This is a genomic window from Solibacillus sp. FSL K6-1523 (assembly GCF_038005225.1).
Classification (GTDB): Bacteria; Bacillota; Bacilli; order Bacillales_A; family Planococcaceae; genus Solibacillus.
Genome location: NZ_JBBOSU010000001.1, coordinates 505,772 through 530,445 on the forward strand (window position 1 = coordinate 505,772; position 24,674 = coordinate 530,445).

26 protein-coding genes, 1 riboswitch and 1 other annotated feature (1 of these 28 cut by a window edge) are annotated in these 24,674 nt (G+C 38.2%); of the genes, 16 read left to right on the forward strand and 10 right to left on the reverse strand.

Annotated elements, in window-relative coordinates; translation table 11 throughout:
- Window positions 1–173: a binding site (T-box leader), on the reverse strand; it reaches 36 nt to the left of the window's first position.
- Window positions 174–413: 240 nt separating this feature from the next.
- Window positions 414–3,311, forward strand: coding sequence for a hypothetical protein (locus tag MHI10_RS02400; RefSeq protein ID WP_340782611.1), 2,898 nt, complete (start codon window positions 414–416; stop codon window positions 3,309–3,311).
- Window positions 3,312–3,364: 53 nt separating this feature from the next.
- On the opposite strand, the gene MHI10_RS02405 is transcribed toward MHI10_RS02400, so the two are convergent.
- Window positions 3,365–3,850, reverse strand: a complete 486-nt coding sequence (locus MHI10_RS02405; protein WP_340782614.1) for a QueT transporter family protein — start codon at window positions 3,848–3,850, stop codon at window positions 3,365–3,367.
- Window positions 3,851–3,856: 6 nt separating this feature from the next.
- A riboswitch (PreQ1 riboswitch) is annotated at window positions 3,857–3,901 on the reverse strand.
- 266 nt (window positions 3,902–4,167) lie between these two features.
- On the opposite strand from MHI10_RS02405, the gene MHI10_RS02410 reads away from it, so the two are divergent.
- The 3 genes from MHI10_RS02410 to MHI10_RS02420 all read left to right on the forward strand — a co-directional run bounded on the left by MHI10_RS02410 (window position 4,168) and on the right by MHI10_RS02420 (window position 7,088).
- Window positions 4,168–5,184, forward strand: a complete 1,017-nt coding sequence (locus tag MHI10_RS02410) for an ABC transporter substrate-binding protein (RefSeq protein WP_340782616.1) — start codon at window positions 4,168–4,170, stop codon at window positions 5,182–5,184.
- 76 nt (window positions 5,185–5,260) lie between these two features.
- On the forward strand, window positions 5,261–6,301 hold the full coding sequence (locus MHI10_RS02415) for an ABC transporter permease (protein WP_340782619.1): 1,041 nt from the start codon (window positions 5,261–5,263) through the stop codon (window positions 6,299–6,301).
- On the forward strand, window positions 6,294–7,088 hold the full coding sequence (locus MHI10_RS02420) for an ABC transporter ATP-binding protein (protein ID WP_340782621.1): 795 nt from the start codon (window positions 6,294–6,296) through the stop codon (window positions 7,086–7,088). Before MHI10_RS02415 ends, MHI10_RS02420 begins: the two co-directional genes overlap by 8 nt.
- Before the next feature lie 50 nt (window positions 7,089–7,138).
- Here MHI10_RS02420 and ilvA read toward each other — a convergent pair whose 3' ends face one another.
- Window positions 7,139–8,401 (reverse strand): threonine ammonia-lyase IlvA, encoded by a 1,263-nt coding sequence (ilvA, locus tag MHI10_RS02425; protein ID WP_340782623.1) that lies wholly within the window; start codon window positions 8,399–8,401, stop codon window positions 7,139–7,141.
- Window positions 8,402–8,623: 222 nt separating this feature from the next.
- Between ilvA and MHI10_RS02430 the strand changes: the two genes are divergently transcribed.
- Window positions 8,624–9,121, forward strand: coding sequence for an SRPBCC family protein (locus tag MHI10_RS02430; protein ID WP_340782626.1), 498 nt, complete (start codon window positions 8,624–8,626; stop codon window positions 9,119–9,121).
- Between the two features lie 58 nt (window positions 9,122–9,179).
- Here MHI10_RS02430 and MHI10_RS02435 read toward each other — a convergent pair whose 3' ends face one another.
- The 4 genes from MHI10_RS02435 to thiD all read right to left on the reverse strand — a co-directional run bounded on the left by MHI10_RS02435 (window position 9,180) and on the right by thiD (window position 12,936).
- On the reverse strand, window positions 9,180–10,532 hold the full coding sequence (locus tag MHI10_RS02435) for a YjiH family protein (protein ID WP_445683170.1): 1,353 nt from the start codon (window positions 10,530–10,532) through the stop codon (window positions 9,180–9,182).
- Between the two features lie 266 nt (window positions 10,533–10,798).
- Window positions 10,799–11,476, reverse strand: a complete 678-nt coding sequence (bshB2, locus tag MHI10_RS02440; protein WP_340782628.1) for a bacillithiol biosynthesis deacetylase BshB2 — start codon at window positions 11,474–11,476, stop codon at window positions 10,799–10,801.
- Window positions 11,477–11,488: 12 nt separating this feature from the next.
- Window positions 11,489–11,839 carry a YojF family protein gene (locus MHI10_RS02445; RefSeq protein WP_340782630.1) on the reverse strand — a complete coding sequence of 117 codons (351 nt, stop codon included), beginning with the start codon at window positions 11,837–11,839 and terminating at the stop codon, window positions 11,489–11,491.
- A 248-nt stretch (window positions 11,840–12,087) separates the two neighbouring features.
- Entirely contained in the window at window positions 12,088–12,936 is an 849-nt protein-coding gene (gene thiD / locus MHI10_RS02450) for a bifunctional hydroxymethylpyrimidine kinase/phosphomethylpyrimidine kinase (protein WP_340782631.1), read from the reverse strand.
- Window positions 12,937–13,100: 164 nt separating this feature from the next.
- Between thiD and MHI10_RS02455 the strand changes: the two genes are divergently transcribed.
- The 6 genes from MHI10_RS02455 to MHI10_RS02480 all read left to right on the forward strand — a co-directional run bounded on the left by MHI10_RS02455 (window position 13,101) and on the right by MHI10_RS02480 (window position 17,946).
- The gene (locus MHI10_RS02455; protein ID WP_340782632.1) at window positions 13,101–13,781 is read left to right on the forward strand and encodes a uracil-DNA glycosylase; all 681 of its coding nucleotides are present in this window, start codon (window positions 13,101–13,103) and stop codon (window positions 13,779–13,781) included.
- Window positions 13,782–13,820: 39 nt separating this feature from the next.
- Window positions 13,821–13,997, forward strand: a complete 177-nt coding sequence (locus tag MHI10_RS02460) for a hypothetical protein (protein ID WP_057986640.1) — start codon at window positions 13,821–13,823, stop codon at window positions 13,995–13,997.
- Window positions 13,994–14,272 (forward strand): YwdI family protein, encoded by a 279-nt coding sequence (locus tag MHI10_RS02465; protein ID WP_340782634.1) that lies wholly within the window; start codon window positions 13,994–13,996, stop codon window positions 14,270–14,272. The genes MHI10_RS02460 and MHI10_RS02465 overlap by 4 nt, the downstream gene beginning before the upstream one ends.
- 47 nt (window positions 14,273–14,319) lie before the next feature.
- The gene (locus tag MHI10_RS02470; RefSeq protein ID WP_340782635.1) at window positions 14,320–14,700 is read left to right on the forward strand and encodes a DUF423 domain-containing protein; all 381 of its coding nucleotides are present in this window, start codon (window positions 14,320–14,322) and stop codon (window positions 14,698–14,700) included.
- Window positions 14,701–15,033: 333 nt separating this feature from the next.
- Entirely contained in the window at window positions 15,034–16,224 is a 1,191-nt protein-coding gene (locus MHI10_RS02475) for an amidohydrolase (protein ID WP_340782636.1), read from the forward strand.
- Window positions 16,225–16,257: 33 nt separating this feature from the next.
- Entirely contained in the window at window positions 16,258–17,946 is a 1,689-nt protein-coding gene (locus tag MHI10_RS02480) for a methyl-accepting chemotaxis protein (RefSeq protein ID WP_340782637.1), read from the forward strand.
- Between the two features lie 65 nt (window positions 17,947–18,011).
- On the opposite strand, the gene gerQ is transcribed toward MHI10_RS02480, so the two are convergent.
- Window positions 18,012–18,320 (reverse strand): spore coat protein GerQ, encoded by a 309-nt coding sequence (gene gerQ / locus MHI10_RS02485; RefSeq protein ID WP_340789118.1) that lies wholly within the window; start codon window positions 18,318–18,320, stop codon window positions 18,012–18,014.
- Between the two features lie 347 nt (window positions 18,321–18,667).
- Here gerQ and MHI10_RS02490 point away from each other — a divergent pair, with 347 nt between their 5' ends.
- Window positions 18,668–18,838, forward strand: a complete 171-nt coding sequence (locus MHI10_RS02490; RefSeq protein WP_340782639.1) for a hypothetical protein — start codon at window positions 18,668–18,670, stop codon at window positions 18,836–18,838.
- A gap of 50 nt (window positions 18,839–18,888) precedes the next feature.
- On the opposite strand, the gene hemQ is transcribed toward MHI10_RS02490, so the two are convergent.
- Window positions 18,889–19,626, reverse strand: coding sequence for a hydrogen peroxide-dependent heme synthase (gene hemQ, locus MHI10_RS02495; RefSeq protein WP_340782640.1), 738 nt, complete (start codon window positions 19,624–19,626; stop codon window positions 18,889–18,891).
- A gap of 161 nt (window positions 19,627–19,787) precedes the next feature.
- Here hemQ and MHI10_RS02500 point away from each other — a divergent pair, with 161 nt between their 5' ends.
- Window positions 19,788–20,612: a lipoate--protein ligase family protein gene (locus tag MHI10_RS02500; RefSeq protein ID WP_340782642.1), complete on the forward strand. Its 825-nt coding sequence runs from the start codon at window positions 19,788–19,790 to the stop codon at window positions 20,610–20,612.
- 27 nt (window positions 20,613–20,639) lie between these two features.
- Here MHI10_RS02500 and MHI10_RS02505 read toward each other — a convergent pair whose 3' ends face one another.
- Window positions 20,640–21,284, reverse strand: coding sequence for an RsfA family transcriptional regulator (locus tag MHI10_RS02505; protein WP_340782643.1), 645 nt, complete (start codon window positions 21,282–21,284; stop codon window positions 20,640–20,642).
- A 349-nt stretch (window positions 21,285–21,633) separates the two neighbouring features.
- Between MHI10_RS02505 and MHI10_RS02510 the strand changes: the two genes are divergently transcribed.
- Both MHI10_RS02510 and MHI10_RS02515 read left to right on the forward strand, forming a co-directional pair.
- The gene (locus MHI10_RS02510; protein WP_057986651.1) at window positions 21,634–21,858 is read left to right on the forward strand and encodes a DUF1450 domain-containing protein; all 225 of its coding nucleotides are present in this window, start codon (window positions 21,634–21,636) and stop codon (window positions 21,856–21,858) included.
- 104 nt (window positions 21,859–21,962) lie between these two features.
- Entirely contained in the window at window positions 21,963–23,213 is a 1,251-nt protein-coding gene (locus tag MHI10_RS02515) for an HD domain-containing protein (RefSeq protein ID WP_340782646.1), read from the forward strand.
- 608 nt (window positions 23,214–23,821) lie between these two features.
- Here the strand turns inward: MHI10_RS02515 and MHI10_RS02520 are convergent.
- Complete coding sequence (locus tag MHI10_RS02520) at window positions 23,822–24,007, reverse strand: 2-hydroxymuconate tautomerase (RefSeq protein WP_340782648.1); 186 nt, start codon at window positions 24,005–24,007, stop codon at window positions 23,822–23,824.
- A gap of 65 nt (window positions 24,008–24,072) precedes the next feature.
- On the opposite strand from MHI10_RS02520, the gene MHI10_RS02525 reads away from it, so the two are divergent.
- Window positions 24,073–24,585, forward strand: coding sequence for a YwhD family protein (locus MHI10_RS02525; protein WP_340782650.1), 513 nt, complete (start codon window positions 24,073–24,075; stop codon window positions 24,583–24,585).
- Window positions 24,586–24,674: the final 89 nt, after the last annotated feature.

Sequence of the window (24,674 nt, forward strand, 5' to 3'; positions counted from 1 at the left end):
GAAGCCAAACTTACTGCTTCCACTCATTCCTGATAACGGCAGGGGAACCGTCCACTAACTAACGCTAGTAGCTTTCATAAGGCCCATTCACATTTTTATTTTGACGCATTTTCACCAACCATGCGCTCTCTAAACAAAAGCAAAATGCTACTCTTCTTATTCATCAATTTGACTCAACTCAGCTAATCTCATCTAAACTTTGCTAGAATGGTGGTCACGCTCCCGCAACCTGCTACCATATACACGAACAAATTAGATTAAAGATATTGTATACAACAGTAGAGAGAAAAGTCAATCAATTTAAAACTTGCCGATTAGTTGGTCAAAGTTGGAAATCTGCCATTTACAGAAATAAAGTAAAGTAAAAAGTTACCGATATAATACTCGAGAATTTTAAAGGAGGGCTATATATATTGAATAAAAAATTACTTATAGCGGCAGCAACAATCCCAGTAATCGTTACAGTGCCAAATGTAGTAGGGGCAGAAGAAGTATCGGCCATTACGATTGAAGGGAAAAATACTGTAAATGAAACATTGAAAGCATCTATCGGGAGCTTAGGAAATACAATTATTAAAGGGTATCAGTGGTACTATGTTGAGACTGAAATCGCTGAGAATAGTACAGATTCGCCAACGAGAAAGCCGATTCCTGGTGCGACAGCGATTTCATTTACAGTACCAGCAGAAGCAGCGGGCAAAAAGGTTATGGTGGAAGCGACATCGACAGAAGGTACGGTATATAAAAGTAGCGTAAGTACCATTAATAAGCTAGCCTTAGAAATTACTGAACCGAAACTTACGGGTTATTCGGAATCGAAAATTGTAGCACCAGGTGAGACGATAAAAGTTGGTGGTGCAGTAGTTACGGACAACAATGGGGCTAGCTTGAAAAATAATCAAATTACATATAGCTACGAATGGTTTTCTAACGACGGTGACGCATTTACAATTATCAATGGTGCGACTAGTGAAAATTACTCGATTCCAGTAGGTGCATTGGAAAAAGGTATGGAATTTATTAAGGTTAGGGTTACTGCAAAGGTAGGAACGTTCGTCGTTGAATCAAGTATTTCAGATTTCGTAACGATATCGAATGCGCCGTCAGAAGCATTGATTACAGCGATTGAAAAATTACGAATTAGTGATGGTAAGTACAACATAACGGAAAGCCTAGATAAATTTAAAGCGGAAGTCGAGGAAATCAATGATCAATATAAAGCGTTAGCACCTCCTGCCAAAGCGAATGTGAAAAACTATGCGATAGTAGAGCGCGCACTTGCAGATATAAAAATGTTTAGTGCATTAAATGATAAAATGAATAAATTAGGCGAAATTGACGCAGGAGATAGACCAAAATATATACAAGGCATTGAGGCAGACTATGACAAGCTTGATTTATTACAGCGTAGTCTAGATGTAGGTGATACTTTGTATGATAGTATTTTGAAAATCATGGAAGCACCGACGGATCTTGATGAAATTGAAAAAGTAAGAAATGTAAGTCAAGCGATTGCTGAACTAATTAACTATAATGGGAATCTGGTTCAATATGCCCCTACAAATGCAAATGTAGAAGATTTACAGAAGGCCATAGATGCGATTGAAACTGATATAGCATCAATATCTAAAAGCTACCAAACAACAGTACAAAATTTAAATATTTTAGATGACGCAAAACAAGATATTAAAAAAATTGCCCAGTTTGTTAAGCTTTTTGATAAACTATCAGGCATTATTGCACCGGAAAAACAAGTAACAACTGCGAAATCCATTCGTACTGCATATGAAAAGCTAACTTACAAACAGCGACAGTTAGTACCAGCTGAAAATATTATGCAATTATTAGCAGCGGAAAATGCAGAAGAATTTCAAATTGAAGATTTAAATGATGCAATCAAAAGTTATATTGGAGATGATATTTACCCGATCAACCTGACTGAACAAACATGGCATGATTATGTGGCCGATGTGAACCGTATCATCTCGCAATATAAAAGTTTAACGAAGACATCCGCAGCTAAAATTATTAGCTATACAGAAATTGTGCAATTGCAAAAAGACTTTAAGACAGCCGACAAAGTGAACAAGCAAATAAAAGAGTATGATGGGCTGTCACAAGTGAGTGGTGTAAAAGAAAGTAAACTAAAATCGAGTTATAACAGTGCTTTAAAGGCTTATAACAAGCTAACAAGTTTGCAGCAATCTCTCGTTTATAATGAAGATCTGTTATTAAATAATCCACCGAATGTAACGATTGATGATAAGGGAAAAGAGCCGGCAGATAAAGCGGCAGCAGAAGCACTAAAAGCGGATCTTGCAAAATTAGCTAACGTAACAAATTATTCATTTACGACGTTAGAACAAGCAGTGAATACAGCGACAGCAGCATATAAAAATCTTTCATCAGCTGCACGTAAACATGTAACGAACTATTATTTATTAACGGCTGCTAGTAAAGATGTGAAAGCTGTAGCGTCATTCCATAAAAAAGTACAAACTGCTGGCGAAGAAATGAACGTTGCGAAACAAGCGAAAAAGATTGAAACGGTAGAAAAGGCTTTTGCAAAATTACCTGCCAATCAGCAGCATTTAGCGAATGAACAATATCAACAACTACTAGATAACCGCCTTGTAGATGGCAGTGCAGCGGATATTGGTGCGTTCAATAATGCAATAGGAGGAATCCTATCAAAAGGTTTATATGTAGATACAGTGACTGTAGAATATATAAAGACGCTTTCTCTTCAATATAAAAATCTGAGTGCTAGCGATAAAAAGCGTATTACAAATGCTGCGATTTTAAAAACAGCAGAAGCAGATGTGAAAAAAGTAGAGTCGTTTATGAAGCAATACGATAAATCATTTAGTAGTAATCCAGCAACGGTGCGTAAAGCGTTCGCTAAGCTTTCTGCAAAGCAAGTAGGCTTAGTGAATGATACTGTTCGTGACGCGATCATTGCATCAAAAAAAGCTGAACAAGGGGCAAATGAAGCAGGGTTTGCGGTAGTGGAATCGATCGATACACTTCTTATAAAAGGTGTTTACAAGTCGAATTTACAAGTGGATGTATTAACTATTCGAGTTGATTACGACAAGTTGAGTGCCGCTGAAAAGAAAGTTGTAAATAACTATTCGAGGCTAACACAGGCCGAAGCAGATTTAAAAAAGGTTGCTGAAGTACATGCCTTATATGAGGCTATCCCAGAAGCAAATGGCGATACCGCTCGTAAAGCTTGGAAAACAGCCTTTGGTAAATTATCGAAAAAATTAGAGCTTCTTTATAAAGATATGTATAAAGGTGATAACTAAAATATAAAAATAGCCAACTATCAGAGTTTTTCTGGGTAGTTGGCTATTTTTCATTAAATTAACTTCTTAAAGTTTAAACGTTTATTCAATGCGTGCATAATTGGTGCGCCGACAGCAAGGACGACGAATTCACCGAACGCGACAAACGCCCAAGTTTCCCAAAATGGTAAGCTCAACACAAGATTTAATTGTGCCGCGATAATGAACATTGTAAACGTAAATAACAACGTATTGATAATAAGGCGAGCCCAAATATTTTTAACGAACTTACAGATACCAATAAAAATACCTAAGGTAAGGATCGTGTGTCCAACACCAAAAATTAAATCCATCGGTCCAACTGAAGACATCATGAAGTTGGAAATAAATACGCCTAATACGACACCAACCATATAGCGTGGATTAAAGGCGATTAAATGGTTAAAGATTTCGGCGATACGAAACTGTACTTGACCGAAACTTATTGGAGCAACAAGCATTGTTACTGCAATATAGAGCGCAGCAATAATGGCACTCATAGCTAAAAATTTAACTTTCATATTCTACTCCTCCTAGTTTTTTTACGTGGGATGGTTACGAACCACGATGCTTTTCGCATAAGGTAATATTTTAATATAATGACAAGCCTTTCGTCAAATTTCAGGGACAACTTTAAAAATTGTCACAAATTAGACAAATACAGTAGTTTAGCGGTTTAAAGCGGCAAATTGACGGAAAAATCTTAAAATATATAATCAGAACATTCGAAATGTTATTGACTATATGAATTCGTAGCGGTAATATATTTTTAATTCACACTTTATTCAAATGAAGTGCGACACAAAAAATAGAGAGAAAAATAGGGGGATCATCGTTTATGACTAAAAAGTTAACGAAGCTATCATTTTTAGTTTTTGGGCTTCTTTTATTATTGGCAGCATGTGGTGGGGAAGAACAGGATTCAACTGCTAAAGATACAGGAAATATTGATTCAGCAAATGCAGCTAAAACTGAGGATGAGACAACATTTAAAATTGGGATCACTCAAATTGTTGAGCACCCATCATTAGATGCAGCAAATGATGGATTTAAAAAGGCAATTGAAGATGCTGGTATTAAAGCAGAATATCTCGATAAATCAGCAAACAATGATAACACAGCCAATTTAACAATTGCACAACAACTAGTAAGTGAAAATGTAGATTTAATTTTTGCGAACTCAACACCATCAGCGCAAGCAGTGAAAAGTGTAACGACTGAAATTCCTGTTCTTTTCACATCTGTAACTGACGCTGTCGGTGCAGAATTAATCGACTCAATGGAAGCTCCAGGAGGAAATGTGACAGGAACTATTGATTTACACCCAGAAACAATGCCAAAGACAATTGCATTCTTAAAAGAACTAGGTGTAAAAAATGTCGGTATGGTTTACAACGCGGGTGAGCAAAACTCAGTAGCACAAATTACGACAGTAAAAGAATTAGCAGCAAAAGAAGGTTTAACAATTATTGAAGCTGCTGCATCAACTCCGGCAGAAGTACAACAAGCCACGGAATCTTTACTTGGGAAAGTGGAAGCCTTTTACATTATTACGGATAACACGGTTGTATCTGCTTTAGAATCAGTAATCGGTGTAGCAAATGCAAATAAGTTGCCACTAATCGTAGGGGAGCTTGATTCAGTAGCACGTGGTGGTTTAGCTGCATATGGTTTCGAATACTTCGATATCGGTTATGAAGCAGGTCAAATGGCGGCACAAATTTTATTAGAAGGTAAAACACCGGCTGAAATCCCAGCGGCATACCCAGCCAATTTAAAACTATTAATTAACAAAGATACTGCTGAAACACTAGGTTTAGAAATTAAGCCAGAGTGGGAAGCGGAAGTACAATAACACAGATTCGCGCTAAGCATACCACTTAGCGCGAATCCTTATTTCCATTAAAAAAACAGTTAGGGGATGGTTCAAGATGTTTACAGCTTTGTTTGGTTCAGTTGAGCAAGGAATCATCTATGCAATTATGGCGCTCGGAGTGTATTTAACATTCCGAGTGTTAGACTTTCCAGATTTAACAGTTGACGGTAGCTTTGTTACGGGAGCAGGTACAGCAGCGATGATGATTGTGCTTGGCTACAACCCGATTTTAGCGACAATTGTAGCGATGGTAGCTGGATTTCTTGCAGGATGTATGACGGGTTTATTACATACGAAGGGAAAAATCAATCCACTACTTTCCGGGATTTTGATGATGATTGCTTTGTATTCAATCAACCTTCGAATTATGGGGATCACATCTGATACAGGTGTAACGCGCCCCAATATTCCATTATTAAATACGGATACAGTATTCTCGATGTTTAATGACTTCTGGTCAAAACTGGGGATTGATAGTGTGCTTTCTAGTGCAGTAACTGCAATGGGGGGGGAATCACTTCCATCGACATGGGGTATTTTACTTTTCATGCTAGTCGTAACATTAATCATTAAACTCATAATGGACCGATTCTTAAAAACAGAAATTGGGCTTGCGATTCGAGCGACAGGGGACAATAAGCGAATGATTCGAAGCTTTTCTGCCAATACCGATTCTTTAATCATTTTAGGTCTTGGTTTATCAAACGGGATGGTGGCATTATCAGGTGCGCTAATAGCCCAGTATACGAAGTTTGCGGATATCGGACTTGGTATCGGGATGATTGTTGTCGGGTTAGCCTCAGTAATTATCGGTGAAGCAATCTTTGGTACGAAATCAATCGTACGCACAACATTTGCTGTTATTGCAGGTGCGATTATTTACCGTTTAATTTATGCCCTTGCCTTGCGAGTTGGCTGGTTAGATACGGGAGATATGAAGTTAATTACCGCAATTATCGTCATTTTAGCTTTAATTATTCCACAAGTTTTAAATAGGCAAAAAGAGAAAAAGCGTAAGGCAAAGCGTTTAGCGGAGCGAGTAGCAGCTCAAAACGCATCGCTAAAAGTAGAGCAAGGGGGTAGCGGACTTGCTTAAATTAGATGGCATTAACAAAATATTTAATGAAGGTACACCAGATGAAAAAAATGCATTAGACAACATTAATCTACATTTAGCAGCAGGGGACTTTGTTACAATTATCGGTAGTAACGGTGCAGGGAAGTCGACGATGATGAACATGATTTCGGGGGCGTTGACACCTGATTTTGGTGCGATTGTCATTGATGGTAATGATTTAACACGTCTACCTGAACATAAGCGCGCGGTGCATATTGGACGCGTTTTCCAAGACCCAATGGCGGGGACAGCACCTTCTATGACGATTGAAGAAAACTTGGCCATCGCCTATTCACGAAATGCAAAACGCGGATTACGTGGTGGTGTTGATAAAAAGCGCCGAGAATTCTTCAAGCAATCATTAGAAAAGCTTCACCTCAATTTGGAAAACCGTTTAACGGCAAAAGTCGGATTACTTTCAGGTGGAGAACGCCAAGCATTGAGTTTATTAATGGCGACATTTACAAAGCCGGCTATTTTATTATTAGATGAACATACGGCCGCACTAGATCCATCGCGTGCGGAGCTCATTACAAAGTTAACAAAGGAGCTTGTTGAGGAAAGTAACTTAACGACGCTTATGGTAACGCACAATATGCAACAGGCACTAGATCTAGGTAATCGCCTCATTATGATGGATAAAGGTCAAATTATTTTGGAAGTTGGTGCAGATCGCAAGTCAGCTTTAACTATTCCTGATTTAATGACTGAATTTGAACACATTCGTGGCGAAAAAATGAATTCAGACCGTGCGTTATTAGGATAAAAACAAGCCCGTATTCCTTCAAAATGAGGAATGCGGGCTTGTTCGTTTCGTTACACCAATAACGCAAATAACGTACTATCCTTATTTACTTCTTTGTATTCAAAGCCATTTGCTATCATGCGTTCTAATAAACCAGCGCGATCATCGGGATGTCCGATTTCAATGCCGACAAGTGCAGGACCGCTTTCTTTATTGTTTTTCTTCGTATATTCAAACGTTGTAATATCATCATTCGGTCCAAGTACGGACGTTAAAAACTGTCGCAAAGCACCTGAACGTTGTGGGAAGCTGACGATGAAGTAATGCAATAACCCTTCGTAAATTAAAGAACGTTCCTTAATTTCCTGCATCCTGCCAATGTCATTGTTTCCACCTGAAATAATGATGACAACCGATTTCCCACGAATTTCATCTGCATAAAAGTCAAGTGCCGCAACAGAAAGTGCCCCAGCAGGCTCTGCAACTATGGCGTGTTTATTGTATAAATCGAGAATCGTCGTACATACTTTACCTTCAGGAATCTCGATAATATCATCTAAATGTGTTTTACAAACTTGATACGTTTCATTGCCAGCTAACTTTACTGCAGCACCATCTACAAACTTATCAATCCAACCTAGTGCAGTCGGGCTGTTTTGCTCGAAAGCAGCTTTCATACTAGCGGCACCAGCAGGCTCCACACCGATGACTTTACTATGTGGTGATAGATTTTTAATATAAGTAGATACGCCAGACATTAACCCACCACCACCAATGCTCCCAAAAACATAATCTATTGGTTCTTCAATATCATTCATAATTTCAACGGCCACTGTACCTTGACCAGCGATGACATCTAAATCATCAAATGGATGAATAAAAATACGTTCTTCTGCCTCGCAATAGGCAAGAGCACTCGCGGCAGAATCATCAAAAGTATCACCAGAAAGCTGAATTTCTACAAAATTGCGACCAAACATACGCACTTGATCGATTTTTTGCTTTGGTGTCGTTTTCGGCATGAAAATCGTTGCATGAATTTCAAGTTTTGCACAAGCATATGCAACACCTTGTGCATGGTTTCCCGCGCTCGCACAAACAACCCCTGTAGCACGTGCCTGTTCTTCAATTTTTTTTATTTTATAATAAGCTCCGCGCAATTTGAAAGAACGTACATGCTGTAGGTCCTCTCGTTTAAAGTAAATATTAGCGCCGTATTTCTCGGACAAATAATCGTTACGTTGAAGCGGTGTATGTACGACTACATCCTTTAAAAAATGGTGCGCGATTAAAATATGTTCCACTGCAATTGTTTTCGGTTGTGTAACTTCCATTCCCATGTAACCTCCGTCATATATCGATTTAATCATTCTAACATAAATAACACCTTTAATGTTTTAAGATTCAGTTAATTACGAAATTTCTTAAAATAAATGCAATGAAAACGTTTTACTCTAGTATAGAATGTTTATAAAATGAGATGGATGTAAAAGTTGCTTAATGAAATGAAAATTGTGTATCTTGAAGAAAGAACGAGCATAAGGAGGAAATGGACAATGCAAAATACGTCAAAAACAATATTAACAATGAAAAGAACATTTGAAGTCCCAGCAGAGAAGGTTATCAATGCATGGCTGGACGCGCAAATGATGAAAAAATGGCTTTTTACAATGGAGCATACAAATAAAGTAGCTACAAATGAGCCGATAGAGGGCGGTACATGGGAAATTGTAGATCACCGCGGAGGTACAGATTACCGAGCAATTGGTACGTATTTGACGATAGATCGACCAAATTTAATTCGCAAAACATTTAGAATGCCGCAATTTGGTGAGGCAGAGGACATAATTATTGTTCAGTTTGAAAATGAAGAAAATGGATCTGAAATGACATTTACACAAGAAATTACTGTGCCACATGAAGAGGGCTGGAGCCAAGCGGACATTGAAAAGGCAGAAAAGGAATACGTCGCTAGTTCTGAACAGGGATGGCACTATATGTTTTTAGGTTTAAAGCAACTAGTGGAAACAGGGAAAATTAATTACCCGCAATAATTTTTTTATGTGCATACAAAAAAGCCATTTTGACGTGAAAATCAAAATGGCTTTTCGCTTAAAATAGAATATGCGCAATCGCAGCAATAATTGGAATTGAAATAATTGTACGGATTAAGAAAATCACGAATAAATCCCATATTTTTAATGGTAATTTTGTCCCTAAAATTAATCCACCTACTTCAGATAAGTAAATTAACTGTGTTACTGAAACAGTTGCAATGAAGAAACGCGTTAATTCGGATTCAATGCCAGCACCTAAAACAGAAGGTAACAGCATATCGGCAAATCCGACAATCATCGTTTGAGCGGCTTCACTCGCTTCTGGAATTTGTAATAATGTTAAAATCGGCTCGAACGGCATTCCTAAAATACGGAACACACTTGTAAATTCAGCAAGCACTAATGCAATTGTACCAAAAGCCATAATGATTGGCGTCACGGCAAACCACATTTCTAACACGTTTTTAAAACCACTTGCGGCAATTTTCCCTAAGTTTCTATTTGATTCAGCTTTCGTTAACGCATTGTGTAAGCCAAAAGAAAATACGTTAAAGCCTTCTTTTACCTCTTCACGATTTGCAGGAGCTTCTGAACCGTCGATTAATGTATCCGCTTTTTGCTTTAACGGATAAATACGTGGCATGATGAACGCTAAAATAAGACCAGCGAAAATGACCGAAGCATAAAATTCTAAAAAGTAATCCGCAATGCCAATCGTTTCAATAACAACTAGACAAAACGTAATTGAAACAACAGAAAACGTTGTAGCAATAGTAGCTGCTTCACGACCGGTATAATTCTTTTCTTCATATTGTTTGCTCGTTAATAGAACACCAATCGTTCCATCGCCAACCCATGAAGCTAAACAGTCAACTGCAGCACGCCCAGGAATTTTGAAAAGGGGACGCATAATTTTTACCATCATTGAACCGAAAAATTCAAGTAGACCAAAGTCAGTTAATAATGGAAGTAATAGTCCAGCAAATAAAAATAGCACGAACATAAATGTGATAAGACCAGAAGCAGGGTCAATTAATATACCCGCAGTATCTTCACTTATAAAGCTTGCAGGACCGACCTGGAATAAGTACATCGTCGTAAAAATAACAGCAAGAACCCGCATAATTGTCCAGAACCAATTGACACGGAATAAAGAATCCATTAATGTACGTGATCCTTTTTGTGGAATGAATTGCATGATGACTGAGCCTGCTGCTGCAATAATAAAGGTAACGAGTGCAAACCAATGGATAAATGGCTCAACTTTACCTGCAAGCATATTAGCAAGTATCGCAATCGGAACTTTCATGCCATCTGCGGTATTAATCGGTGTAATGAATAAAAATACGCCTAATGCTGACAGGGCAACGAACAGGAACCATGTGTAGAAAGGAAATTTTTTTATCATATATGTTAACCTCTTTTTATGTTAGTTTGTATATTTATACAATATAAACTGAATATATACAGATGTCTACTGTTTTTATTAAAGACTAACTTTTCAGATTTATTAGAGTGACTAAAATATGAATAATAGATAGGATGTGTATTTGTTAAACGTTTTACTATATAGAGTTTGCCTTGTAATAGCAAAACTATAACTGTATAAAAAAACATTTTATTGTATTAAAAAGGCGAAGGAATCATCCCTCGCCTGCAATAATAAATATACAATTAATCTTCAAATGTAAACGGATAAAACTTCTCGACGTTTAACCAGCTATCGCTTAACACTTCACCGTCATCGATACGTTTTTCCGTTTCGGTCATCATCCAAGCAGTTTGTGAAGCATGTGCTTGTAATGCTTTGATTTTATCGTCTTTCACACTGCGAATATCGATAACAATTGGCGCTTCACCAAGTTTTTCGATTGTATCATTGGCAAAAGCGGCCGCCAAAATGCGAGGACGGTCCTCTTTAGGCATGCGACGTACTGCTTCAATAACTGCACGCGCTGTTGCTTCATGGTCTGGATGGACCGCAAAGCCTGGGTAAAATGTGTAAATGATTGATGGGTTTAATTCCTCGATTAAATTTGTTACGAGCTTCACCATTTTTTCATCATCTTCAAATTCAACCGTTTTATCGCGTAAGCCCATCATGCGTAAATCTTCAATGCCCATTGCAGCACATGCAGCAACGAGCTCCCCGCGACGAATATCAGGTAAAGATTCACGCGTCGCAAACGGTGGATTTCCTAAATTACGACCCATTTCACCTAATGTTAAACAAGCATATGTAACGGGTACATCCATATTGCGATACATGCGCGCTGTACCTGCTAACGAAAATGCCTCATCATCTGGGTGAGGGTAAACAATTAAAACGTGGCGTTCCTCTTGTAAAGTCATTGCAATTCCCCCTTAATAAGCAAATGGCGTTTCGCTAATTTCAAGTGCGACTGCCAGCTTCCCTGTATAATCTAAGCCAGCCATTAATAGGCGACCTTCTGTATCCAATTTAAAATGCGTAATGCCTTGTGCATAAACCCAACCATGCTCTAATTTTAAACCAACACGGTGTGGTGCATCATCGACAACTTTCCCTAACTCATAACGTAATTTCACATTACGGATAAATGCCCCTGCATTAAAGAATTTTTCATCATAGTGGGCCGCGTAAGAGCCGTTTGTCGTTTCTAAATGAATAAAAACATCTTTATTCGCAAAAGAATTCAGTAATTGTTGCAGTTCTTGCGTATTTACTTCTTTCATCTGTTAATCCCCCTAAATCGTACTATTTCTTTAGTATAGTGAAATGAGTCGATAAAAGAAAATAGTAGGCATTGGCAGTATGGGGGAGGTACATTTATTTCCACGTTTCTCGTATTGAATTTTGATTAATAGACAATCACTATTTTAATATACAATTTCGCTAACTCATTTCAAACGACAAACGAAAAAAGTCACACAAGGCAAAAAATTACACCTTGTGTGACGCTCATTTAGATTGTAAAAATCAATTAGGCAATTGTTACATTCGGAATTGTTGTTACTGTTACTTGTGGTGCGCCGAAACGTGGTTTTGCACCGTGCATTACAGGACCGACGTGATCGTTTAAAGCCCAGCCGTGTTTAATGGCAGCTGAAACAAATTCTTTTGCTTCGATAATCGATTCTTCCACAGTGAAGCCGTTTGCTAAGTTCGCACATACACTTGCTGCAAACGTACAGCCTGCCCCGTGATTATAAGTAGAAGCGACTTTCTCTGTTTCAAGTAGCTTGAATTCATTCCCATCAAAGAATAAATCGACGGCTTTGTCATGGACTAAAGCTTTGCCGCCTTTAATGACAACATTTTTAGCACCTAATGCATGGATTTTAGCAGCAGCAACTTGCATTTCCTCAATTGTTTTTGGTGTGCCAGTTCCAGCTAATTGCCCCGCTTCAAAAAGGTTAGGTGTCACAACTGTTGCGTAAGGTAATAAATAGTTAATCATCGCAGTAGTGTTACCGGGATTTAATACTTCATCATCGCCCTTACAAATCATAACTGGGTCAATGACAACTTTGTCTGTTTCAGATTTTTGGATAGCATCTGAAGCCGTTTTAATAATTTCTTCTGTAGAAAGCATCCCTGTTTTAATGGCGTCTACACCAGTTGAAAGGGCTGTATCAATTTGTTTTTGTAATAATTCAGTTGGAAGCGGTGTTACGCTGTGGCTCCATGTTATCGGGTCCATCGTTACGACAACAGTAAGGGCAACCATGCCATATGTGCCGTGCTCTTGGAAAGCCTTTAAGTCAGCTTGCATACCTGCGCCAGCTGATGTATCTGAACCTGCAATTGTTAACGTTTTTTTCAATGACATGAAAAACATCTCCTTAATAATAAAAACTAAATATAGTTGTATTAATTATAGCTCGCTTGTGACTTCTTGAAATAGCCAGAATACGAAAAAATGATAAGGTCAGATAAGATGGCACTTGAATTTTGCGTCAGTTTTGATTACTGTTTTGACAGAGGTGAAAAGCAGTGATCGATACATTAACAAATACATGGCGTGACATTTTAGCCCCACATTTAAAACAACCTTATTATCAACAGCTTCAGCAATTTTTACAACAACAATATAATGAAGAAACGATTTTTCCAAAAAAGACAGATGTTTTGAACGCGTTACAATTAACCGATTTTCCAGATGTGAAAGTCGTTATTTTAGGGCAAGATCCGTATCACGGTGTGAATCAAGCGCACGGCTTAAGTTTTTCAGTGAAGAATGGACAAAAGCTGCCGCCAAGTTTGAAAAATATGTTCAAAGAATTACAAGATGACATTGGCTGTCCTATTCCGCAAAATGGGGATTTAACTGCATGGGCAAAGCAGGGCGTTCTTCTATTAAATACGGTGCTTACCGTGCGTGAAAAAGAAGCACACGCTCACAAAGGACAAGGTTGGGAGCAATTTACGGATGCAATCATTGAAAGCATTGCCGACCGTGATGAGCCTGCTGTTTTCTTATTATGGGGGAAACCTGCACAAAATAAGCGTATATTAATTAAACGTTTTCATAAAAATCATATTATTCTAGAAGCACCACATCCAAGTCCGCTTAGTGCATATCGTGGCTTTTTTGGGAGCAAGCCGTATTCAAAAACGAATGAGGCATTAATCGCCATGGGGAAACAGCCGATACAATGGTGTATCTCAGATTAATCCATGATAAAGTATAATAGAAAGAGGGGGGAGCAGCTGATGAAAGTTGATTGCTTTAAATGTCAATATTTCCATGTCACATGGGATCAAAATAATCCGCGTGGTTGCTCGGCATACGGCTTTAAAACAAAGCAGCTACCATCCGTTCTTGTAAAGCAATCTTCAGGTATGGATTGTTTAAAGTTTGTACCTAAAAAACAGGAGGGACAGAGATGATTTCTTATGAAACAATTGTCCAGCAAATTGAAAAGCATGCCATTCAAGCGAAGCAGACGCGTGATGAGCAGCAAATACGTGAGCATTTATCAGCGATTCGTGCGCTATGTGAAGTTGTTTTAGAGGATGGGAAATCTGTTGCAAAGCCATCTGTAGCCACGCCAAGCGTACATAATATTCAAACAACTTCTATGATGATTTCACAGCCACTCGTCACTTCATCTCAAAAAATAGAGGAAGAAGATGCAAATGGTGAATCGCTTTTTGATTTTTAGTAGATAAATAGTTGAAATGAACAATCAAATACAAAGGAGTTTTTAAAATGAAAGGTTCAATTATTTCCGGTGCTATTCAAGGATTTTTAGCGGTGGCACTCGGGGCATTTGCTGCACATGCGTTGGAGGACAAATTAGATGCATATGGCACGGATATTTGGAACACAGCGATTCAATATCAAATGCTGCATGCGGTAGCGATTGTTTTAGCAGGAATTTTAATGTCAAAGGCCATTTTTGGCGAAGTAAAACAATTAAAAATTGCAGTAATTTGCTTCAATGCTGGTGTCATTTTCTTCACAGGAAGTTTAATGGTATTAGCTCTTACAGGAATTAAAGTTTTAGGAGCCATTACACCAATCGGCGGCGTGTTATTTTTAATCGGTTGGGCGATGATAATCAGTGCCACATTAAAGCACGCAAAGTAACGCTTTATTGAATATGGAAAAATGCCCTTTTGTCTTAATAAAAAGGGCATTTTTTATGGATGAGGAGACGAGATTGACTATTAACGAATATAAGATAGCGAATAACCATAGTAACGTGTCTAAAAAAATGATATGCCACCCCACCACACTTCAAATAAAACTTTAATTATCTGACTAGACATGTATAATGATGGAATTAAATGTATAACTATGAACAGTAAAAGGAGATATAGGAAATAATAAGTCGTTAATGTCGTAATATATTAACTTTGTTTTCATAATTATCCAGAGATAATGTATAGTAGAAAAAAGAATAGTTAAGGTGGGAAGGTTATGGAGCATTTAGAAACAAGGTTGCAAGAAAGATTTGAAGAAATGGTGATTATTCGACGCTATTTACATGAATATCCAGAATTATCGCATGAAGAGGTACATATACCGCTTTATATCGCCAACTTTCATCGTGAACTTGGTCTAGAAGTGCGCGAACAGGTGGGGGGACGAGGTGTTGTTGCTACATTAAGAGGGGCAAAACCAGGAAAGACTGTTGCATTACGTGCAGATTTTGATGGTTTGGCTATTCAAGAACTAAATGATATACCATATAAATCAAAAAACGATGGGATTATGCATGCTTGCGGTCATGATGGACATACAGCAACATTATTAGTACTTGCAAAAGTATTAACCGAAATGCAGGAAGAATTAGAGGGGAATATCGTTTTCATTCATCAACATGCAGAAGAACTCGCACCAGGTGGGGCAAAAGCAATGATTGAAGATGGTTGCTTAGAAGGTGTCGATGTTATTTATGGCACGCATTTATGGGCACCAACACCACTTGGAGATGTTCTAGTTCGAGAAGGGGCGATTATGGCAGCGGCAGATCGATTTGAAATTACGATTCAAGGAAAAGGTGGCCACGGTGCAGAGCCGCAACATTCGGTCGATGCGATTGTTATCGGATCTCATTTTGTTACACAGCTGCAAACACTTGTGTCGCGCCGAATTGCTCCATTGCATTCAGCGGTTGTAACAGTAGGACATTTTGAGGCAATTAATCCTTTTAATGTGATAGCAGATACAGTAAAGCTAAAAGGGACTGTCCGCACATTTGATGAAAACGTGCGCCAGCAAATGAAAGAAGAAATCGAACATTTATTACAAGCGACATGTACAGGGATGCATGCGACCTATGCATACGAGTATTTTGATGGGTATCCGCCAGTAATCAATCATGCAAAAGATACGAAATTTGTAGCACAAGTAGCGGAGCAAATAGATGTGGTGAAAAATGTCCAAACATGTCCGCCATTTATGATTGGTGAGGATTTTGGTTATTATATGCAGCATGTCCCAGGTACATTTTTCTTTACAGGGGCCAAGGATCCTTGCTGGGAACAGGCATATCCACATCATCACGGACGATTTAACTTTGATGAACGTGCTATGCTTATAGCAGCGCAAATTTTAGGTGAAGCAACAGTAGCTTATTTAGCTGATAATAATGAAACATCATTGTAAAACAACGGGTGATAGAAGGAAGGGATAGATCAGATGGGTGTTGGAGCAAAATTAAATATTGCGATTTACTCAATCGTTACAGTGTTAATATTAACAATCTTCTTTACTTTTTTAAATATAGATCAAGTTGAAGAGAGTACGGATGAGGCGTTGAATAATCGCGTCGAGCAAATTCAAGCGGCTGAACAAATTCGTTTTAGCTTAGCAATGCAAAGTTTATATGCACGCGCGGTCGTATTAGATTATTCAAAAGAAAGTGAAGAAAAATTAGACTTTTATATGAATACTTTAAGTGAAGAAATTTTAGGCTTAAAAAAAATGGTGATAAGTCAGACGATGGTTGATTATTTAAAGGAAATGGAAACGTTCAACAAACAATTCAATACTAGCACAATCAGCTTGCTAGAAGCGATTAAAAAGGGAGATACGCGGCTAGCTAATGAATATGTAAATACATCATTAACAGCAGCGCACGAAGGGATTTTAGCTGTTTCGGATAAAATTATAGCGTATCAAGAGGAAAAACTTGTAGATATAAATAAAGAAACACAACTCTATATCAATAACTCTAAAATAACAGCTTGGTTCTTTTTATTTGTTAGTATTTTAATTAGTATTGCTGCAGTTATTTATATCCGTATTAAAGTTGTTGCCCCGCTAAAATTAATGGTGACAGAGGCAAATATTATTGCTTCAGGGGACTTAGCGAACGCAGATATTCAAACGAAATCAAAAGATGAGATTGGGCAACTAGGTCAATCATTTAATTTAATGAAAAATAATTTAGCGTCACTTATTAAAAATGTGCAACTGAATACTGGACAATTAACGATGTCTGCACAAGAACTATCAGCGAGTACGGAAGAAATGGCGGCGACTTCTGAGGACGTCACATTACGCATTAACCAAACTTACGAAACGGCACAAGCTTCGGCACAAGCATCGCAAGAAAGTGCCCATGCAATGGAAGAAACAGCTGTGGGCGTTCAGCGGATTGCAGAGGCAACACAAGTGTTACATTCAAGGTCAATTGAAGCTTCGAATACAGCTGATCAAGGCGGTACGATTATTGAAGAAGCGAAAAAGCAAATGGAAACGATTAATGAAACAACAAATTCTGTGAATGCATTAGTTCAAAAATTAGCACAGCAAACAGAAGAAATTAATTCGATATCTAAAGTGATCACAGACATTACCGATCAAACGAATTTATTGGCATTGAATGCGGCGATTGAAGCGGCACGCGCGGGTGAGCATGGAAAAGGATTTGCGGTAGTCGCAGATGAAGTTCGAAAGCTTGCCGAGGAATCGAAAAACTCAGCAAATTCAATCGTCAATTTAACGTTGGAAATTCAATCGGATACAGAAAATGTAGAACGGGCAGTTTCAGAGTCGTTAAAGTCAGTGAAGGATGGTGTCCAAATTATTAGTGAAGCGGGTCAATCATTCATATCGATTGAGCAGGCGGTAACTCAAATGACGACACAGATTCAAGAAATTTCGGCAACTTCAGAGCAATTATCTGCAAGTGCGGAGGAAGTAACCGCTTCTGTCGCAGAAATTGCGGATGGATCGGGTAATGCAAGTAGCAACTTAGAAATGATTGTAGCTGCAACAGAAGAACAAGCTGCAACGATGCAACAAGTAAATGGCGTCGCAGTAACGTTAAGCGAAAGTGCACACCAATTACAAAATGAAATCCAACAGTTTAAAGTACGCTAAACGAAAAACGCCACTTCGCTTTTACAGGAAGTGGCGTTTTTCCGACTATTCGCATCCCATAAGCCCTAAACAGTTTGCGGGAAATAAGCTAGCTCTTCATCAAACTCAGCATAATCAAAGTAAATCATCGGGAATAAATAACGATGATCCGATTTTAAATCGCGTAAAATTACGTGATCTCGACCCGCTGCCTCCACAACGCCTCTCACCGACTTAGTATTTGTTCCCGCACCAGTATTATTAAATGAAAAATGAAATACCCCAGGTTTCCCTCGGTTTAATCGTAAAATATTCTCAATGTAAGATTCCTCACGTGGCAAACTAGTTCCTGGGAAACTTGGTTGCATCGGGACAGACGGATTCATTTGTTGCATTGGATTTGTCCAATAATAAGTCAAGCTCGCATCCTTTCCAAAAGAAAATTAAATTTGTCGACTGGCTATTCGTCATAACTAAAAATAAAAGCAAAGTGTCTCAAGGTGACTAGTAATCAATCTGTCGTCTGATTTCACGACGATGACTTACCCTCCTTTTCGTACAGTATATGCAACAAGCCTAAAATGATGCTTCGGAAGCCCAGCATAAAAATAGGCTATTTGTATATACTATTAATAAATAGATGAAAAAATGTAATAATTTTTTGGGGAATGGGGTAAAGATAGTAAACAATTGATAAAAGAATGTTGCCTCGTGTTGAAGTAAGGCTCGAGGGGTGAAGATGATGAAGTTAGAAATTTGGCTAGGTATTGTATTGAGTGCGATTTTAGCGTTTGGTGTAGCGATTTTTTACAAACAGCCTGTGCATTGGTTTTTATTTATTATTATTCTTTTCATTGGATTATTTATTAATACCATAATCCTTATATTAAAAGTACAAGATGAGAATACATGAAAAAGGTGAGTGCCTATCGCAACTCACCTTTTTTAATGATATGGACACTATTAAATCGCTAATAATTTCTCTAGCTTTTCGTTATCTAATAAGTTCCCGACTAAAAACTCACCGAATTCACCGTAACGTGCAGATACTTCATCAAAACGCATTTCATAGACGATTTTTTTGAATTGTAGCATATCATCAGAGAATAATGTAACGCCCCACTCATGATCATCTAAACCAACTGATCCTGTAATGATTTGCTTGATTTTTCCGGCATAGCTACGACCGATTAAGCCGTGCGAATGCATTAACTGACGGCGTTCTTCCATCGGTAACATATACCAGTTGTCATTGCCTTCACGACGCTTGTCCATTGGATAGAAACACACATGTTTTGCTTTTGGTAGTTCTGGATACAAACGCGCACGCACATGTGGATTTTGATATGGGTCTTCTGTAGATTGTCCAGCTAAGTAATTAGAAAGCTCTACGATTGAAACGTAAGAATACGTAGGAATCGTAAAATCAGCAATCGCCAACTTCGCAAAATTTGTCTCCACTTCATGCAATTCTTCAGGTGTTTCACGTAATGTCATTAGCATAAAATCAGCCTTTTGACCAATAATGGCATAAAAAGCATTAGAGCCTGTTGCTGTATTTAATTGTTCTAAGTATTGGATAAATTCTTTTGTAGCGACTTCACGTTCTTCTTGTGAAACTAATTTCCATGACGCCCAATCAATCGAACGGAATTCATGTAAAGCGTACCAACCATCTAATGTAATTGCTGCTTCATTCATGTTTTTTACACTCCTTATAATTGAAAATGATTCACAATTAGTGTAGCACAAATGCTATAAAAAGAATCATCTGAAACCGAGAAATGAGTGAATTTCATCAATTTGACATGACTTTCATTTGCGGTATGCTGAGTGTATGAAAAAATTGAGGAGTTAAATAAATGAAAAAAATTTTACAGCAAACAAAATGGCGCTTTATCGACCAATCGATCAGCGCAAATAAACGTTCACCACTAGAATCCTTTGCAATGGATGATACGCTTTGTCATCTGATTGGACAGCAAAAAAGCGATGCAACCATTCGTACATGGGTGCACCATGACGCGGTTGTATTAGGCATTCAGGATCACCGTTTACCGCATATTGAGGAAGGAATGGATGTGCTTATCCAAAATGGGTACGAGCCGATTGTTCGAAATTCCGGTGGACTAGCCGTTGTACTAGATAGTGGTGTGCTCAATATTTCGATTGTTCTAGGGGAAGAAAAGCCACTTAGCATTAATGATGCATTTGAATTAATGGTAGATTTAATTCGTGCATTATTTCCCGAAGTGGCACATAAAATCAAAGCCTATGAAATTGTAGGCTCATATTGCCCAGGATCCTATGATTTAAGTATAGGTGGACAAAAGTTTGCGGGAATTTCGCAGCGCCGTATGAAAAACGGAATCGCCATCCAAATTTATTTATGCGTTGAGGGAGACGGTAGTGAACGTGCTGAACGCATTAAACAATTTTACGAAGCGAGTTTACAAGGGGAGCAAACAAAATTCCAATATCCCGTTATTACGCCTCATGTCATGGCTTCCTTACAGCAGTTAATCGGCCAGCCACTGACAGTCCAGCAGGTGAATGAACGCCTACGTCAACTAGTAACGGCATGGGATGGACAACTATATGAAACACCGATTCAGCCAGATGAGATGGAACTATATGAATATTATTTAGCGCGTATTTTAAAGCGTAATGAATCGTTGTTGCGCTAAAAAAGTTCAGTAAGTAAGGGGGAAGTACTACATATGTACTTCGCCCGATTCATTCGTCGGTAAATGACTCACTAAGTTCCCGTTCTTTTCCATCTTAAATGTTGGGGCAACACGCGCATCTTCTGTTTCTAATGTTACGAGACGACGTGCGCGGTTCATAATCGAAACAAATTGTTCGTAGTCATCTTTGATTGCTTTGTTTTCCGTTTGAAGCACTGCAAGCTCATGTTGAAGTTCCTGCTTTTGTTCTGTTAAAACACCAGCCAACTTGCGCCATTTCAACACTTCCTGCTCAGATGTTTGAGAATGTTGCAACCTTACTAAATAAGCAATTACGATATCTAGTGATAATGCTGAAAGAGGAATAGATTTCGGCTCTTCCTCTGAAGTTGGTAGTAAATAGAGTGGATTAATACGTCGTTTCGTTGCAGCATTTAATACGCGCATTTTTTCTTTACGCTCTTTTTTTGCTTGTGATAATTCCTCTTCATAAATGCGACGCACAACCGCATTCCAGCGAAATCCACAAGCTGCTGCCGTACGATTTAATGCATCTCCGGCTTCTTCAAAAGCATTTAATTGTGTACTACCTTCTTTGACGTGACGTAAAACAGCCTCCGCTAATAATTCGTCATTATCTTGCATCCAAGCATCTTGTCTAGTTTTTGTCATGTAAATGACCTCCTGCCATGTTGATAGATTTGTTGTTCATAATCTATCATGTCCAGATGAGGGGGGATTTATTCAATTAAATTGGAAAAACAGTATTTTAACTAGATTCAGCAAAGATCAGCTGAATCTAGTTAAGCCCCAGCGGATGTCACAGATTTTTTAGGGGGAGATTTTCGAGCGTGCTCGAAAAAAATCTGGACGCAATTACGCTTAAGCGTAATTGATTGTCGTATCAGACCTTAGGAGGAAATGATAGGATTTTGCTTGAATGAAACTCATCATTTACGTTACAATAATAAGATAAGAAAAAATATGATGAATGAATATCATAAGAAAGGGTGTTGACACTATGGCAAACTTATTCCACGTTTGCGATGAATGTCAGGCCGTTAATTTAAAGACGTTAATTCCTAAACTACAAGAAATTGATTCAGAAGCAACGATTGAAATTGGCTGTCATTCATATTGTGGTCCAGGCCGCAAAAAAACATTTACATTTGTAAACAATCGACCAGTTGCCGCATTAACTGAAGAGGAGTTAATGGTAAAGGTGCTAGACAAACTGAAAAAGTAATGACGTAAACTACTAGGGGGAGTTCATACATCCTGGTAGTTTTTGTTTTGTTCTGAAAGCGTGTCATATATAATAGTAGGAAAATAATGAGGAGGTCGTTTGAGATGGATACTTATGCACAAAAGAAATTGCAGGAAGAAAAGGTTTTCAAAGATCCCGTACATAGTTATGTCCATGTGCGCGATCAAGTCATATGGGATTTAGTCGGGACGCGGGAATTCCAACGCTTGCGCCGCATTAAGCAGCTTGGTACCGCATATCTCGTATTTCACGGGGCTGAACATAGCCGTTTTAATCATTCACTCGGCGTGTACGAAATTGTTCGTCGGATTGTGGATGATGTATTTAAAGGTCGCCCTGAATGGGATGAGGAAGAGCGCTTGTTAGTTTTATGCGCGGCATTACTACATGATTTAGGGCATGGTCCGTTTTCACATGCCTTTGAAAACGTATTTGAAACAGATCATGAAGATTTTACACGCCAAATTCTTTTAGGGGATACAGAGGTTAATAAGGTACTGAATCGAGTATCAGTGGATTTCCCTGAAAAAGTAGCACAAGTCATTGAAAAAACGTATCCAAATGAGCTTGTTGTCAGCTTAATTTCTAGTCAAATTGACGCCGACCGCATGGATTATTTGCAGCGCGATGCCTATTACACAGGGGTAAGCTACGGCCATTTTGATATGGAGCGTATATTGCGTGTTATGCGCCCACGTGATTATGGTGTCATTATTAAATCGAGCGGCATGCATGCAGTAGAAGACTATATTATGTCGCGCTATCAAATGTATTTACAGATTTACTTCCATCCAGTATCACGTAGCGCGGAGGCAATTTTGAATAATATTTTAATGCGGGCCAAGCAGCTATGCCAACAAGGCTATGCATTTAAGCAGGAGCCGACGCATTTTCATTCCTTCTTTAAAGGCAATGTCACATTAGAACAATATTTAGCGCTAGATGAAAGCATCATGCTAGCCTATTTCCAATTTTGGATGGACGAAGAAGATACCATTTTACGTGATTTATGCCGCCGTTTTGTAAATCGTGATTTATTTGTTCATATCGATTTGAATCCTGAAGAAGAGCCGGAGCGATATGCATGGTTGATTGAACAGGTGAAATCGGCTGGCTTTGATCCAGATTATTATGTGAAAGCCGATTCGACGTCTGATTTACCTTATGATTTTTATCGTCCAGGCGTTGTAACGACGAAACGCCCGATTTATTTAAAAATGCCAAGTGGCGAAATTCGCGAGCTAGCTGAGCAATCGCATATCGTATCGACAATTGCCGAAAATATTAAGACGGATTATAAGGTGTATTACCCAAAAGAAATCGATTTTTTGTAAGGAAAGGTTGTTTGTTCTTCCAAATAAGTGATAGTCCTAGTATCTTGAATTAGATATTTACCAACCGAAAATAGTAGGATTCCTTTCTAAAAATACTTTTGAAAAATTAATAAATATATAAGTTAAACAAAAGGTTCTATCCTTATGATGTAAATATTTTAATGAAACTTCTAATAAAGTATTTGCTAGTTTAGGCTGGCTAAGCACATGAGGCGCACAGCTTTGTTGCACAAATCTGTACGACTCATCTTTGTGCTTTGTGCAAGGCCAGCCTTGTATAAAGCTTTTCGTTCTAAAAGATCTTACTCAATCGAGTGCGTCGCTGCCGTGGGAGGAGACGTATTCTTAGCCAGATTTTCATTTTAATGGGATGCTGGTTTCATAAGTTCAACATAAATAGTTAAAATAACCTGGTTAATTAATTAACCGGGTTTTCATGCGAACAAACTCTATCTGGAACGATTTGCTACATAATTTAATTTACTAGATTGATCAACAGGAAAAGAAGTAATTGAAAAAGTAGCCAAAAAGGATTCCACAAAAAAAGAGAATCAACAAGACTCTCTTTTCTACCGAATATTTAGATATTATTTGATATAAGTTTAAGCTTATTTATCACTATAAAGAACACCGGCAGTAGCATAATGACTTTTTGACATTTCTTCAATAATAATCGATACGTTTTCAGCAGGTGCATTTACTGTTTTTGAAACGGCTTGTGTGACTTCTTCGACAAGGGCACGTTTTTGTTCATCCGTGCGTCCTTCAAGCATCTTAATTGTTACGATTGGCATATTGTCGCCTCCATTTAGTATTATAGTGTATAGTATTTATAATAGCGCAATAGGAGGTATTTGCAATGAAAAATGAAGAAAAACCAAAACAAAAAATGGGATTTACAATTATAAAAAATGACCCAACGGACGGGCATAAAGGCTTCGGCATTGGTTCGCTATCACTTGAAAATGTTTCACCGGTTATTATTGATGTGGCAGAAGGAACAGCGATGGTCGAAATTGGCGCCATGCATGCAAAAAGTGATGTAGAGCGTGGAATTAAATTTACGATGAATCGTGAGGACTCAGCTGGCGGTAAGGATTATTGGCTTGTGTGGGTAACGATCGATCATAAAGAAGACGGTGCCTATTTTGCGGGCGTAGCAGCTTGTGAAATGGTTGTAAATCGCGAAAAACGACGCGGTTACAAAATTTTAGCAGATCATGTAAATAAAATGGATAAATCAATGAAACGCCATATTATTGTGGATCATATGGATGCGCGCTCAAAAGGAATTCTTGCGGAATTTTTACAATCCCATAATGAAGACATGTGGAATCGAAGCGAGCAAAAATTACGTGAGGATCTTGCGTAAGGGAATCGTCATTAATTGGTGAAAACCCATCTACAAAATCGAGTTCCATCAATAGTTTGTTATGTAGAATGTCTCAAATAAGTGAACAA